Origin of the sequence: Rhodobacter aestuarii (genome assembly GCF_900156655.1) — a bacterium.
Lineage (GTDB): Bacteria > Pseudomonadota > Alphaproteobacteria > Rhodobacterales > Rhodobacteraceae > Rhodobacter > Rhodobacter aestuarii.
In genome coordinates, this window is record NZ_FTOG01000005.1 from 246,423 (window position 1) to 260,066 (window position 13,644).

The window sequence follows — 13,644 nt, forward strand, 5'->3', positions numbered from 1 at the left end:
GCGCCCCCCTTCTTCCTCTTAGCCTTCGGTGCGCGCGGCGCGTTTGCGCTCATGCGGATCCAGCAGGCGCTTGCGCAGGCGCACGATTTTCGGCGTCACTTCCACAAGCTCATCATCGTCGATATAGGCGATGGCCTCTTCAAGGCTCATCCGCACCGGGGGCGTCAGCCGCACGGCTTCATCGGTGCCCGAGGCGCGCACGTTCGTCAGCTTCTTGCCTTTGAGCGGGTTCACCTCAAGATCGTTGTCGCGCGAATGCTCGCCAATGATCATGCCTTGATAGACCTGCTCTTGCGCACCGATGAAGAGCTTACCGCGCTCTTCCAGGTTCCACAGCGCATAGGCTACCGAAACGCCGTTCTCCATCGAGATCAGCACGCCTTGGCGACGGCCCGCGATCGGGCCTTTATAGGCGGCCCAGCCGTGGAAGATGCGGTTCAAGACGCCGTTGCCGCGCGTGTCGGTCATGAACTCGCCTTGGTAGCCAATGAGCCCGCGCGAGGGCACATGGGCGACGATCCGGGTCTTGCCATGGCCCGCCGGGCGCATCTCGACCAGATCGCCTTTGCGCGGGCCGGTCAGCTTTTCGATCACCGCGCCGGAATATTCATCATCCACATCGACGATGACTTCTTCAATCGGCTCCATCCGCTCGCCGTTTTCCTCACGGAAGATCACGCGCGGGCGCGAGATGGAAAGCTCAAAGCCTTCGCGGCGCATGTTTTCGATCAGCACGCCCATTTGAAGTTCGCCCCGACCCGAGACCACGAAAGCCTCGCCGCCCGGCGTGTCTTCGACGCGGATCGCCACGTTTACCTCGGCCTCTTTCATCAGACGCTCGCGGATCACGCGCGATTGCACCTTATTGCCGTCTTTGCCGGCCAAGGGGCTGTCGTTGATGCCAAAGGTGACCGAGATCGTCGGCGGGTCGATCGGCTGGGCCGGGATCGGCGCTTCGATGTCGAGCGCGCAGAGCGTATCGGCCACGGTGGCTTTGGTCATGCCCGCGATGGTGACAATGTCGCCCGCTTCGGCCACGTCAATCGGCTGCTGCGTCAGGCCACGGAAGGCGAGGATCTTGGTGCAGCGGAATTGCTCAATCCGTTCACCGGTGCGGCTCAGCGCTTTCAGCGTATCGCCCACTTTCAAGCGGCCCGCTTCCACACGCCCCGTCAGAATGCGGCCAATGAACGGGTCGGCCGAAAGCGTCGTTGCCAGCATTTGGAACGGCTCGTCAGCGCGGAATTCTTGTTTCGGCGGCTCAACATGCTTGAGGATCAAATCAAACAGCGCCGAAAGGTCTTGGCGCGGGCCATCCAGTTCCAGATCCGCCCAGCCACCAATGCCCGACGCATAGACATGCGGGAAATCAAGCTGCTCGTCGGTCGCGCCAAGGTTGGCAAAGAGGTCGAACACTTCGTTCAGCGCGTTTTCCGGGTCGGCGGCGGGTTTGTCGACCTTGTTGAGCACGACAATCGGCTTGAGCCCCAGCGCCAGCGCTTTCGAGGTCACAAACTTGGTTTGCGGCATCGGCCCTTCGGCGGCGTCGACCAGCAAGCAAACGCCATCGACCATCGACAGGATGCGCTCCACTTCGCCGCCAAAGTCGGCGTGGCCGGGGGTGTCGACGATGTTGATGCGCGTGCCTTTCCATTCAACCGAGGTACATTTGGCCAAGATGGTGATACCGCGTTCGCGCTCAATATCGTTGCTGTCCATCGCCCGTTCGGCAATGGCTTGGTTTTCACGGAAAGCACCTGATTGGCTCAGGAGCTTGTCGACAAGAGTGGTCTTGCCGTGGTCAACGTGTGCGATGATCGCAATATTGCGAATGTCCATGGGGTCCGCCTGTTCGAGATTTGAGTGCCGCATAAGCGAAAAGCACCCGTTTGGCCAGCGTTAAGCGCGCCCTCAATGGCTGGCAGACGAAAACAGGTTTATGACAAGGATGCCCGAAAGGATCAGACCGATGCCGAAAACGGCGGGAAGATCAAGTTTTTGGCCAAAAATCAGCCACCCGGACAGGGCGATGAGAATGATTCCAAGCCCGGACCAAAGCGCATAGGTGATGCCAAGCGGCAGTTCACGCAGCACCAAAGTAAAGAACCAAAACGCAAAACCAAAGCTGATGATCACGCCCACGGTCGGCCAGAACCGGGTGAATTGTTGCGATGCTTGCAGGCAGTTGGAGCCAAAGATTTCAAACAAAACCGCAATGATTAAAAGGAGATAAGTCTTGATCATGAGACGATGTACCAATCCCTTCGGTGGTTAAATGCAATCACAAAGTTCAAAACCAATGCCCCCAGAAGGGACCAACCCACCCGGTCGAGCGGCAAAAGCCAAACCGCAAAGGCAAACAGACACAGGTCGTGTCCAAGTTGCACATATCCGGCGCGCCAGCCAAGTTTATCTTGCAAAATGAGCGCGACAATCGACACGCCGCCCAAAGACCCGGAGTGACGGAAGAGCCCCAAAAGCCCAACGCCCGCCGCCGCGCCAAACAAAAGCGCCGCCGCTGCGGGGTGGATGCTTTGGAGCACGACGAAGGGTTTGAGCGCCTCGGCCATCAACGACACCAGCGTCACCGTGGCGAGCGATTTGAAGCAAAAGATCGGACCGCGCGCCCACCAAGCGAGCGCATAAAACGGGATGTTGAGCCCAAAGAACAGCGCCGAGAAGTTCCAGCCTGTCGCGTAAGACAGAATGAGCGCCATCCCCGCCGTGCCGCCCGTCACCAGCCCGGCGGCGCGCAACAGGTGGATGCCAAGCGCAGCCTGCGCGGAGGCAATCACGAGGCCCTGAATGTCCTCGAAAAACGTGTAACGGCGGGGCGGGACATTTGCGTCAACACTCATGACCTAAATATAGGCCTGATGCGACATTCCGTCAAGAACACTAAAGGAAGGTCAGCTTGCCACGTAGCGATCACGGCGGTGGTTGATGAGAATAATGGCATTCAGCACCATTGCGCCCAAAAGCGACCACAAAACCTTATCGAAGGGCAGCACGAAGACAGCGAGCAAAAACACGCCGCAATCGAAGATGACTTGGGTCTTGCCCGCTTTGAACCCGGTCTTGTCTTGCAGATAAAGCGCCACAATGCCCACGCCGCCAAGGCTGGCGCCGTGGCGAAACAGCATCAAAAGCCCCGCGCCCGAAATCACCCCCGACAGCACCGCCGCCGCAGCGATATTGAGCGAGGCGAAATCGATGAGATGCGGTGCCAGCAGCGAAAAGCCCGACATCAGCGCAATGGCGATGAAGGTTTTGAGCGTGAACTTTAGCCCCATGCGCCGGAAGGCGAGCCAGTAAAACGGCAGGTTGAGGCAAAAGAAGATCGCGCCAAAGGTCCAGCCGGTGATGTAGCTCAGCACCAGCGACAGCCCCGCGATTTGGCCCGTAAACAGCCCCGAGCCGTGCAAGAACACCACCGAAAGCGCGGTGAGCATGGTGCCAGACACCAGCCCTTGCGCATCGTCAAGGGGGCTGTGGCGGGCGGCGGGAGGGGCGTCAGGTGTCATCATGGCGCGCTTCTGGCACGGGTATGAAAAAGGGGCAAGAGGGGCTGTTGCAGCGCTATCATCCGCCTGTGGCCCGCGCGCCACGGCCTGCGGGGCTTTGCGCGGCAAAGGACATTTTGCTGGCCCGAATCCCTTTGCCATGCATTTTTACGGGCATCCGGCAATTTCAGACAAGGAGGGCGGATCATGACCAACGTTACGACCACTCTCCGAACCGGTGGGTTTAAGACTTGGGCGGCCCAGACCGTCCCAGCAGGCGTTTATTCGCGCGCACGCGCCTAAACCCCGCAAGAACCCCGGTGCCTTGGCACCAATCGTCTGACCTTTGACCGGATCTTTCCCAATTTCCCGCGTGCTGCGCAGGCCCTTGGCCGGGTCCGGTCTTTTCCAACCCCAACCAGAGGCCGGTTTCGACCGGGAAATCTATGACACGGACCGATGATCCGGAGCTTGCGCTCCATCTCCATCTTGAAACTTTGATCGCCCTGCATGGGGCGCGCCGCGTGGTTTTGGCGGCTTTGGCGGCGCTGATGCGGCCACGCGCGCGCCCGCCCTTGGCCGAAAAATTCGCGGAGCTTGATGACCATATGCGGCGCGACATCGGCTTGCCGCCGCGGGGGCATTCACCGCCGATGCCGCATTGGACCCATTTCGGCTGGTGAAGTTTTGTCTCTAACCAATTGAAAAGGGCCGGGAAACCCCGGCCCTTTCTTTGTGTGCGCGGTGGGCCGCTTAGCCCGCGAGCGCTTTGTTCAGATATTCGTCGACCTTTTCGAGATAGCCCATTGTGGTGAGCCATTTCTGATCGGGGCCAACCAAGAGCGCGAGGTCTTTGGTCATGAACCCGTCTTCGACGGTCTGCACGCAGACTTTTTCAAGCGTCGCGGCAAAGTTCGCCAGCGCTTCATTGCCATCGAGTTTCGCACGGTGCTTCAGGCCGCCCGTCCAGGCAAAGATCGAGGCGATCGAGTTGGTGGAGGTCTCTTTGCCGGCTTGGTGCTGGCGGTAGTGACGCGTCACGGTGCCGTGCGCGGCTTCGGCCTCAACCGTTTTCCCATCGGGCGTCATCAGCACCGAGGTCATCAGACCAAGCGAGCCAAAGCCTTGCGCCACGGTATCCGACTGCACGTCGCCATCGTAGTTTTTGCACGCCCAGATATAGCCGCCCGACCATTTCAGCGCCGAGGCGACCATGTCATCAATCAGGCGGTGCTCGTAATGGATACCGGCTTTTTTGAATTCGGCCTCGAACTCTTCCTCGTAGACCTTCTGGAACAGGTCTTTGAAGCGGCCGTCATAGGCTTTGAGGATGGTGTTCTTGGTCGACAGGTACACCGGCCAGCCTTTGAGCAAGCCATAGTTCATCGACGAACGGGCGAAGTCGATGATCGACTGATCAAGGTTATACATGCCCATCGCCACGCCCGCAGCCGGGGCGTCGAACACGTCGCGCTCGATCACGGTGCCATCTTCGCCAACGAATTTCATCGTCAGCTTGCCTTTGCTCGGGAACAGGAAGTCGGTGGCGCGATATTGGTCGCCAAAGGCGTGACGGCCAACCACGATCGGCTGGGTCCAGCCCGGCACCAGGCGCGGCACGTTTTTGCAGATGATCGGCTCGCGGAAGATCACGCCGCCAAGGATGTTGCGGATCGTGCCGTTGGGCGAGCGCCACATTTGCTTGAGGCCAAACTCTTCCACACGGGCTTCGTCGGGCGTGATGGTGGCGCATTTCACCGCAACGCCAACCTCTTTCGTCTTCATCGCGGAATCGATGGTGATTTGGTCGTTGGTGCGGTCACGCTCTTCGATGCCCAGATCATAGTAGAGCAGATCGATATCGAGATAGGGCAGGATCAGTTTCTTCTTGATGAAATCCCAGATGATCCGGGTCATCTCGTCGCCGTCCATCTCGACGATGGGATTGTCTACCTTGATCTTGGTCATAAGGGCCTCACGGGTTGGTGACTCGTTGCCCGTCTTTTAACCGCTTCTGTTTGGCTTGGCTAGTCTTGTATGCGGTTGTATACCGCTAAAGCCCGCGATCGGCGAACCAAGGCCGAATGCGGGTTTTGACCCAGTCCCAAACGCCGGGAAGGCCGCGCGCGATTTTGGAGCCGACGCGGGTCTCTAGCTGGTCCCATGTCACGTCATAATCAATCCACGACCCGCCGCCCGATTGGTGGTTGAGCAGCACTGGCTGCGCGCGGTCGAGCGATTTGGCATAGATCGCGGTCGGTGTCTCAGCCGCTTCAAACTCTTCCCAGAGCGCTTGAAATTCGTCAGCCATGTCTTTGGGAAGAAGGCTAAAAATGCGCGTCGCCGCTGTAAGTTCGGCGGCTTGAATATCGGCGGAGCTATGTGCCGTGCCGCCTGCCGAATGGATCGGCACATCGCCCACGTCAATTTCGACAATGTCGTGGATAAGCAGCATTTTCACGGCGCGGAGCGCATCGACCCCCGGCGCGGCTTGATCGGCCAGCACCAGCGCGTAAAGCGCTAGCGTCCAGCTATGTTCGGCAGAGTTTTCGGGCCGGGAGGCATCATGGATCGGCGTCGCGCGGGTCACCGATTTGAGCTTTTCCACCTCGCGCAGGAAGGCGAATTGTTGCTCCAGCCGGTCGGTCATTCCTCGCGCAGCGTCTTTAGCCGCGCTTCAAAGAAATCGCGCCCGCGCTCAGCGGCCATGTGCAGACGGCAGGCCGTCATGAAGGCTTCTTGGAACGAGGGCGACGAGGTGCCGATGTGATTGCCCACTTCCATGAACAACCGGTCGGCTTTGGGGCCCAGAGCTTTCTGGGCCTCCATCACCTCGGTGGCCAGTGCCTCGGCCAACTCGTCGATCAGCGCCATCTTAACGCGAACCCTCGGTCAGGCGGCGCTTCACGTAAGATTGCACCGTCTCGATCATCGGCTTCATATGCGCCTCATCATCTTTGAAGAAGTGATCGGCGCCTTCGATCTCTTCGTGGGTGATGGTGATGCCCTTTTGCTCGCGCAGTTTGGCAACGAGCGTATGCGTGTCTTTGGGCGGGGCCACGCGGTCGGCGGTGCCGTTGATGATCAGCCCCGAAGACGGGCAGGGCGCGAGGAACGAAAAGTCATACATATTCGCAGGCGGCGCGACCGAGATGAAACCAGTTATCTCGGGGCGGCGCATCAAAAGCTGCATGCCGATCCACGCGCCAAACGAGAAGCCCGCGACCCAGCAATGCTTGGAGTTCGGGTTCATCGCTTGCAGGTAATCGAGCGCCGAGGCGGCATCGGACAACTCGCCAATGCCCTGATCGTACTCGCCTTGGCTGCGGCCCACGCCACGGAAGTTGAACCGCAACACCGTGAAGCCGATTTTGTGAAACGCGTAATGCAGGTTGTAAACAACCCGGTTGTTCATGGTGCCGCCGTATTGCGGATCGGGATGCAGGAAAATCGCGATCGGCGCATCGGGGGCAGGCTGCGGGTGGTAGCGACCTTCAAGGCGACCTTCGGGACCGGGAAAAATAACTTCGGGCATGCTCACTCGCTTGGGCTTTTGCCGTTTCGGCCCCCGGGGTTGGGCTTTGCGAAAACTTGACGCAGAAAGACCAAAACCCTAGGACGAAACCAACCCGGCACAATGCCGGGCATTCGGATGACCCCGAGTTAAGCGGCCCGGGGCGCGGCGTCAATGCTTCGCCCATTTTCCCTTGCGTTGTGTGGCGCAACTGTGGCGGGAATATCGGCTGCAAAAAGGGGCGCGCAGGAGATAGCGGATGAAACTTTCGACCAAAGGGCGTTACGCGATGGTGGCGCTGGCCGATCTGGCAACGATCGGCCCTGCGCAGATGACCTCGCTCGCCGAAATCTCCAAACGACAAGATATTTCGCTGCCCTATCTCGAGCAGCTTTTTGTGCGGCTGCGGCGCGCGGGGCTTGTGGCCTCGGTGCGGGGGCCGGGTGGCGGCTACAAACTCGCCAAAGCGCCTGCGGATATCCGTATCTCAGAAGTGTTTGAGGCGGTGGATGAAACGGTCTCGGCTTTGCATGTGGGGGCAGGGGCCTCGGGCGGTGTGTCGGGGAGCCGCGCGCAATCGCTCGCCAACCGTTTGTGGGAAAGCCTCTCGGCGCAGGTTTTTGTGTTTTTGCATCAGACCACCTTGGAAGATGTGGTGAAAAACACGCTCAAACCCTGCCCGGCGGTGCCGAACCTGTTTTCGGTTGTGGACGAGTAAACCCGCAAGGTTGCAACGCTGCGCAATTTCTCGGACAAGGATCAAAAGGTTCCTTGATGCGCGCCACGCGCCCGGGCGGAAATGACACGACTTTACCTAGACTGGAATGCCACAACCCCGCTGCGCGCCGAGGCGCGCGCGGCGATGGTTGCGGCGATGGAGATCACCGGCAACCCGTCGTCGGTGCATGCCGAAGGGCGCGCAGCGAAAGCGGCGATTGAAACCGCCCGCGCGCAGATCGCAGCGGCGCTTGGGGCCGAGGGGGCGGATATCATCTTTACCTCTGGCGCGACCGAAGCCGCCGCGCTCGCGCTTGCGGGCCGGGGCGTCGCTTGCGCAGAGGTCGAACATGATGCCGTTTCGGCATGGTGCGACAATCGGCTCAGCGTGGATGGTTGGGGCCGGGTGACAGTGAGCGACCCTGCAAGCGCCGCGCTGCAACTCGCCAATTCCGAAACCGGGGTGATTCAGGTGCTGCCCGAGGGGCTTTGGGCGGCGGATCTGACCCAAGCTTTTGGTAAGATTCCCTTTGCCTTCAACTGGCTGGGCGTGACTTGCGGTTTTATTTCCGCCCATAAATTGGGCGGACCGAAGGGAATTGGGGCCTTGGTGGTAAAGCGTGGCACGGAAATTGCAGCGCAGCTGAAAGGCGGCGGGCAAGAGATGGGGCGGCGCGCGGGCACTGAAAACTTGATCGGAATCGTTGGTTTCGGCGCTGCTGCACAGGCTGCGGCGTCCGATTTGGCCCAAGGAATGTGGGCGGAAATCGCCGAGATTAGAAATATTCTAAAAGAGGCTCTGGAATTCCCGACGAAAGAAGTCTATTTTCCCGGGTGGGAGACGCCGCTAGAGTGTAAAGCGACGGGTGAGGGACCGCTGGAGGTTCTGCCCAACACGCTTTCGGTGGTCGCGCCGGGCTGGAAGGGCGAGACGCAGGTGATGCGGATGGACCTTGCAGGCATTGCGATCTCGGCGGGCTCGGCCTGTTCTTCGGGCAAGGTGCGCGCAAGTCGCGTGCTGCGCGCGATGGGATGGGGCGAAGAAGATGCGGGTTCGGCGATACGCATATCGTTGGGTCCGGGAGTGACACGGGACGAGGTGCTGCGCTTTGCCGAGACATGGCGCGCAGCCTATCAAAAGCACCGCGGCAGGCGCTGACGCGGGCAAAGGCGGAGAGGGAACGAAGGTGACGCAGGAAACGGACATCCGCGAGGGCGTGGACCGCGAAACGGTCGAAACCGTCCAGAACATGGGCTCCTACAAATATGGGTGGGAGACCGAGATCGAAATGGAATATGCCCCTAAAGGCATTTCCGAAGAGATCGTGCGTCTGATTTCGCAAAAGAACGACGAGCCGGAATGGATGCTGGAATGGCGGCTTCAGGCTTATGCGCGCTGGGTCGAGATGAAAGAGCCGGAATGGGCTTTGCTTGATCTGCCGAAGATCGACTACCAAGACCTGTATTATTATGCGCGCCCCAAGAGCATGGTGGAAAAGCCGAAGTCGCTGGACGAGGTGGACCCCAAGCTGCTCGCAACTTACGAAAAACTCGGCATTCCGCTGAAGGAACAGATGATCCTTGCGGGCGTTGAAGGGGCCGAGAATATCAATCTTGAAGAACGTCAGGTCGCCGTGGATGCGGTGTTTGATAGCGTCTCTGTTGGCACGACCTTTAAGGAAAAGCTGGCCGAAGCGGGCGTGATCTTCTGCTCGATTTCGGAAGCGATCAAAGAGCATCCGGAACTCGTCAAGAAATACCTTGGCTCGGTGGTGCCGCAAACCGACAACTACTTTGCCACGCTCAACAGCGCCTGTTTCTCGGATGGCTCGTTCGTTTATGTGCCGCCGGGCACCCGCTGCCCGATGGAGCTTTCCACCTATTTCCGCATCAACGCGGAAAACACCGGGCAGTTTGAGCGCACGCTGATCGTCTGCGACAAGGGCGCTTATGTCAGCTACCTTGAAGGCTGCACCGCACCGAAGCGTGATACCGCGCAACTCCATGCCGCCGTTGTGGAAATTGTCATCTTGGAAGATGCCGAGGTGAAATATTCCACGGTGCAAAACTGGTTCCCCGGCGACGAGGAAGGCAAAGGCGGGATCTACAACTTTGTCACCAAACGCGCCGATTGCCGTGAGCCGCGCGCCAAGGTGATGTGGACGCAGGTGGAAACCGGCTCTGCGATCACCTGGAAATACCCTTCATGCATCTTGCGCGGCGATGACAGCTCGGGCGAGTTTTACTCGATCGCGATTGCCAACAACTACCAGCAAGCCGACACCGGCACCAAAATGGTGCACCTTGGCAAAAACACCCGTTCGCGGATTGTGTCCAAGGGCATCTCGGCAGGCCAAGCGCAAAACACCTATCGCGGCCTTGTGTCGATGCACCCGCGCGCCAAAAACTCGCGCAACTACACGCAATGCGACAGCTTGCTGATTGGCGATAAATGCGGCGCCCACACCGTGCCTTACATCGAGGTGAAGAATAACTCCTCGCGAGTCGAACACGAGGCGACCACCTCCAAGGTCGATGACGATCAACTCTTCTACTGCCGTGCGCGTGGCGTGGGCGAAGAAGAGGCCGTGGCGCTGGTTGTGAACGGTTTCTGCCGCGACGTGTTGCAGGCGCTGCCGATGGAATTTGCCATGGAAGCCCAATCGCTCGTTGCCATTTCGCTTGAAGGGTCGGTGGGCTGATGTCCGCCACCCAATTCTTTTCCCTTTCCTGCGCGCGGCCTGCGCACCGCTGACCCCAAGGACAAAAATATGCTTGAAATCAAGAACCTGCACGTCAAACTTGAAGACGAGGACAAGGTGATCCTGAAGGGGATGAACCTGACGGTCGAAACAGGCAAAGTGCATGCAATCATGGGGCCGAACGGCTCTGGCAAATCCACCATGAGCTATGTGCTTTCGGGTCGCGATGGCTATGAAGTGACCGATGGCTCGGCTAAGCTGGGCGATACCGAATTGCTCGACCTTGAGCCCGAAGAGCGTGCAGCGGCGGGCCTCTTCTTGGCGTTCCAATATCCGGTGGAGATCCCGGGCGTCGGCAACATGACTTTCCTGCGCACCGCGCTCAACGCGCAACGCAAAGCGCGCGGCGAAGAAGAGCTTTCGGCAGGCGAATTCCTCAAGCTGGTGCGCGCGAAAGCGAAAACGCTGAAGATCGACGCCGATATGCTCAAGCGTCCGGTGAACGTTGGCTTCTCGGGCGGTGAGAAAAAGCGCAACGAGATTCTGCAAATGGCGATGCTTGAGCCGAAGATGTGCATCCTTGATGAAACCGACTCCGGGCTCGATGTGGATGCGATGCGTCTTGTGGCCGATGGCGTGAACGCGCTGCGCTCGCCCGACCGCAGCTTCTTGGTGATCACCCACTACCAACGCCTGCTCGATCACATCAAACCCGATGTCGTGCATATCATGGCCGATGGCCGCATTTTGCAAACCGGCGGGCCGGAGCTGGCGCTGGAAGTCGAGAAGAACGGCTATGCCGAGATCCTCGCGGCGCATGGGCTGACGGAGGCGAAGTGATGGCGGCGAGCGAAGCTTTGAGCGCGCGGCTTGCGGCGCAGCCCGCCGGGCCGGGCTTTGATGCGGGCCGCCAAGCGGCGGCGGATCGGCTGGCCGCGATGGGCCTGCCCGGTCGGCGCGATGAATACTGGCGCTGGACCGACCCGACCCCGTTTAACGCCGAAACCGCAACCCCGGCCGCGCCGGGCGAGGCAGAAGCGCCGCTGTTTGCCGAGGTGGACAGCCTTAAGGTCGTGTTTGTGGATGGCGTCTTTGATGCCGAAGCCTCAGACGATCTGGCGATGGGCGGGGTGGAAATCTCGCGCCTTGCGGCCTCGGAGCCCGCTTGGGCGACGGGTCTTTATGGCGCGCTCGAAGCGGCGGGCCAAAACCCGGTGAAACGCCCCTTTGCCGCGCTCAATACCGCGCAGGCCTCGGATGGGCTTTTGATCCGTGTTACGGCACAGGCCGAAAAAGCCATCAATCTGGTTTATGTCCACAAATCAGAGGTTTCCGACCCGGTGTTGCACCATCTGATCAAGATGGAAGAGGGCGCAGAACTCACCATTTTGGAAACCGGCCCGGCTGGGGCGCGCTTCAACAAAGCGATGGAAGTGGATGTCGCCAAAGGCGCGCGGTTCCACCACATCCGTGTGCAAGGGGCCGAACAGGACCGCCGAGCCGTGACGCATATCTTTGCGCGCGTGGCCGCTGAGGCTTTGTTCAAAAGCTTTACGCTGACCGTGAATGGCCAACTCACCCGCAACGAAGCCTATATCGACATGGTGGGCGATGATGCGGTCGCGCACATTGCCGGTGCCGCGCTTGGCGATGGCAAAGACGGCAAATTTCACCACGACGACACGGTCTTTGTGACGCATGGGGCGCTGCGCGGTGAAAGCCGCCAAGTCTTCAAAAAAGTGCTCAAAAACGGGGCCTTGGGCACGTTTCAAGGCAAAATCTGGGTCAAACCCGGCGCGCAAAAGACCGATGGCTATCAAATCAGCCAGTCGCTCTTGCTGGATGAGGACAGCCAGTTCCTTGCCAAGCCCGAACTCGAGATTTATGCCGATGACGTGAAGTGCTCGCATGGCTCCACGACCGGGGCCATTGACGACACGGCGCTGTTTTATCTGCGCTCGCGCGGCGTGCCGGAAGAGGAAGCCAAGGGCCTGTTGGTGTTGAGCTTCCTTGCCGATGCGATCGACGAGATCGAGGATGAGGCGCTGAAAGAGGAAATCGTCGCCCGGCTCGAAGATTGGCTGGCGCGGCACCGCAGCTAAGGAGCGCCTTATGGCCGCCGTGGACGATATCTGGCGCAGCTACCGCAGCCCCCGCAAGGTGGTGCGGCAACACTTTTCCCGCGCACGGTCTGAACCACGGCTTTTCACCCTGCTTGTCGCGGCCATGATCGTGATCTTCACGGCACAATGGCCGCGCCTTGCCCGGCAGCAGTTTGAAAACCCCGATGTGCCAATGGCCGGGTTGATGCTGGGCACGGCAATGGCCTTGGCGGCGGTGACGCCCTTCATCTACTTGCTGGCTTGGCTTGTCACCCAAGCCTTGCGGCTCGTCGGTGGGCGCGGCGATGGTTATGGCGGGCGGCTTGCGCTGTTCTGGGCGCTGCTTTCGGTCTCGCCTTTGATGTTGCTGCAAGGGCTGGTCACCGGGATGATTGGTCCGGGACTGCAAGCCAATGTGATCGGCGGGATCGTCTTTGCGGTCTTTGTGCTCTTTTGGGGCATGGGGATTAAAGTGACCCAGTTTGAGCCGGTGCAAACCGGGACCCCAGAATGACCTTTTCGGCCTATCTTGCGCTGGTGCGACTGAGCCTGTCCAACCCGACAGCGGCCACGCAAATGGTGCAGAGCCTGCTGAATACCGCCTCCGCACGGTGGCTGGCACTGGCGGCGGTGATCACCTCGGGGGCCGCTTTGGGCGCCTTGGGCGAGATTTTGTTTTCGCTCGTGACGGGCATCGACCTTGGCCCGACCGCTTCGCCGGTCCGGCTTGGGCTCGTGCAAGCGGGGCTGATGCTTTACGCGGCGGCCGCGCTGACGATCTTTGGCCGCCAATTCGGTGGGCAGGGCAATTTTGCGGGCGCCTTTGCGGTGATCATCTGGATCCAGGCGATCTTGGTGGGCGCGCAAGCGGTGCAGGTGGTGGTGCTGACGCTGTTCCCGGTGATTGGCGTTTTGATGACGCTGACCATCTTCGTGCTGATGATCTGGCTCTTGATCCAATTTACTGCCGCGCTGCATGGGTTCACCAATATGTGGCTGACCGGGGCAGGGGTTCTGGCCGTCTTATTTGGCTCGGCGGTGATGCTGGGCTCTGTGTTTCTATCGCTTGGCCTTACGCCGCCATTCATGACCGAAAGCTGAAAGGG

General features: G+C 59.9%; 16 protein-coding genes. 8 read left to right on the top strand and 8 right to left on the bottom strand.

From position 1 onward, the window contains the following. Nucleotides 1-18 precede the first annotated feature (18 nt). The 4 genes from typA to BW967_RS09135 form a co-directional block, all read right to left on the bottom strand. Nucleotides 19-1,839, bottom strand: coding sequence for a translational GTPase TypA (gene typA, locus BW967_RS09120; protein WP_076484740.1), 1,821 nt, complete (start codon nucleotides 1,837-1,839; stop codon nucleotides 19-21). Between the two features lie 72 nt (nucleotides 1,840-1,911). Next, nucleotides 1,912-2,244 (bottom strand): SMR family transporter, encoded by a 333-nt coding sequence (locus BW967_RS09125; protein ID WP_076484741.1) that lies wholly within the window; start codon nucleotides 2,242-2,244, stop codon nucleotides 1,912-1,914. Continuing rightward, nucleotides 2,241-2,858, bottom strand: a complete 618-nt coding sequence (locus tag BW967_RS09130; RefSeq protein WP_076484742.1) for a YitT family protein — start codon at nucleotides 2,856-2,858, stop codon at nucleotides 2,241-2,243. The genes BW967_RS09125 and BW967_RS09130 overlap by 4 nt, the downstream gene beginning before the upstream one ends. Before the next feature lie 51 nt (nucleotides 2,859-2,909). Then, nucleotides 2,910-3,527 (bottom strand): YitT family protein, encoded by a 618-nt coding sequence (locus BW967_RS09135; RefSeq protein ID WP_076484743.1) that lies wholly within the window; start codon nucleotides 3,525-3,527, stop codon nucleotides 2,910-2,912. A 422-nt stretch (nucleotides 3,528-3,949) separates the two neighbouring features. On the opposite strand from BW967_RS09135, the gene BW967_RS09140 reads away from it, so the two are divergent. After that, nucleotides 3,950-4,186 (top strand): hypothetical protein, encoded by a 237-nt coding sequence (locus BW967_RS09140; RefSeq protein WP_076484744.1) that lies wholly within the window; start codon nucleotides 3,950-3,952, stop codon nucleotides 4,184-4,186. Nucleotides 4,187-4,256: 70 nt separating this feature from the next. On the opposite strand, the gene BW967_RS09145 is transcribed toward BW967_RS09140, so the two are convergent. The 4 genes from BW967_RS09145 to BW967_RS09160 form a co-directional block, all read right to left on the bottom strand. Next, nucleotides 4,257-5,471: an NADP-dependent isocitrate dehydrogenase gene (locus tag BW967_RS09145; RefSeq protein ID WP_076484745.1), complete on the bottom strand. Its 1,215-nt coding sequence runs from the start codon at nucleotides 5,469-5,471 to the stop codon at nucleotides 4,257-4,259. Between the two features lie 85 nt (nucleotides 5,472-5,556). Continuing rightward, nucleotides 5,557-6,153 (bottom strand): HD domain-containing protein, encoded by a 597-nt coding sequence (locus BW967_RS09150; RefSeq protein ID WP_076484746.1) that lies wholly within the window; start codon nucleotides 6,151-6,153, stop codon nucleotides 5,557-5,559. Then, a complete protein-coding gene (locus tag BW967_RS09155) occupies nucleotides 6,150-6,377 on the bottom strand; it encodes a hypothetical protein (protein WP_076484747.1) in 228 nt (75 codons plus the stop codon). Before BW967_RS09155 ends, BW967_RS09150 begins: the two co-directional genes overlap by 4 nt. Nucleotide 6,378: 1 nt before the next feature. Continuing rightward, nucleotides 6,379-7,038 (bottom strand): alpha/beta hydrolase, encoded by a 660-nt coding sequence (locus BW967_RS09160; protein WP_076484748.1) that lies wholly within the window; start codon nucleotides 7,036-7,038, stop codon nucleotides 6,379-6,381. A gap of 238 nt (nucleotides 7,039-7,276) precedes the next feature. Here BW967_RS09160 and BW967_RS09165 point away from each other — a divergent pair, with 238 nt between their 5' ends. The 7 genes from BW967_RS09165 (at nucleotide 7,277) to BW967_RS09195 (ending at nucleotide 13,639) form a co-directional block, all read left to right on the top strand. Further along, a complete protein-coding gene (locus tag BW967_RS09165) occupies nucleotides 7,277-7,735 on the top strand; it encodes a Fe-S cluster assembly transcriptional regulator IscR (RefSeq protein ID WP_076484749.1) in 459 nt (152 codons plus the stop codon). Nucleotides 7,736-7,816: 81 nt separating this feature from the next. After that, a complete protein-coding gene (locus BW967_RS09170; protein WP_076484750.1) occupies nucleotides 7,817-8,893 on the top strand; it encodes a cysteine desulfurase family protein in 1,077 nt (358 codons plus the stop codon). Nucleotides 8,894-8,921: 28 nt separating this feature from the next. Beyond that, nucleotides 8,922-10,436, top strand: coding sequence for a Fe-S cluster assembly protein SufB (sufB, locus tag BW967_RS09175; protein WP_076484751.1), 1,515 nt, complete (start codon nucleotides 8,922-8,924; stop codon nucleotides 10,434-10,436). 69 nt (nucleotides 10,437-10,505) lie between these two features. Next, complete coding sequence (gene sufC / locus BW967_RS09180) at nucleotides 10,506-11,276, top strand: Fe-S cluster assembly ATPase SufC (RefSeq protein WP_076484752.1); 771 nt, start codon at nucleotides 10,506-10,508, stop codon at nucleotides 11,274-11,276. Beyond that, entirely contained in the window at nucleotides 11,276-12,538 is a 1,263-nt protein-coding gene (sufD, locus tag BW967_RS09185; protein ID WP_076484753.1) for a Fe-S cluster assembly protein SufD, read from the top strand. The genes sufC and sufD overlap by 1 nt, the downstream gene beginning before the upstream one ends. A gap of 10 nt (nucleotides 12,539-12,548) precedes the next feature. Continuing rightward, entirely contained in the window at nucleotides 12,549-13,052 is a 504-nt protein-coding gene (locus BW967_RS09190; RefSeq protein ID WP_076484754.1) for a hypothetical protein, read from the top strand. Further along, nucleotides 13,049-13,639 carry a YIP1 family protein gene (locus BW967_RS09195; RefSeq protein WP_076484755.1) on the top strand — a complete coding sequence of 197 codons (591 nt, stop codon included), beginning with the start codon at nucleotides 13,049-13,051 and terminating at the stop codon, nucleotides 13,637-13,639. The genes BW967_RS09190 and BW967_RS09195 overlap by 4 nt, the downstream gene beginning before the upstream one ends. The last annotated feature ends 5 nt before the right edge of the window (nucleotides 13,640-13,644 follow it).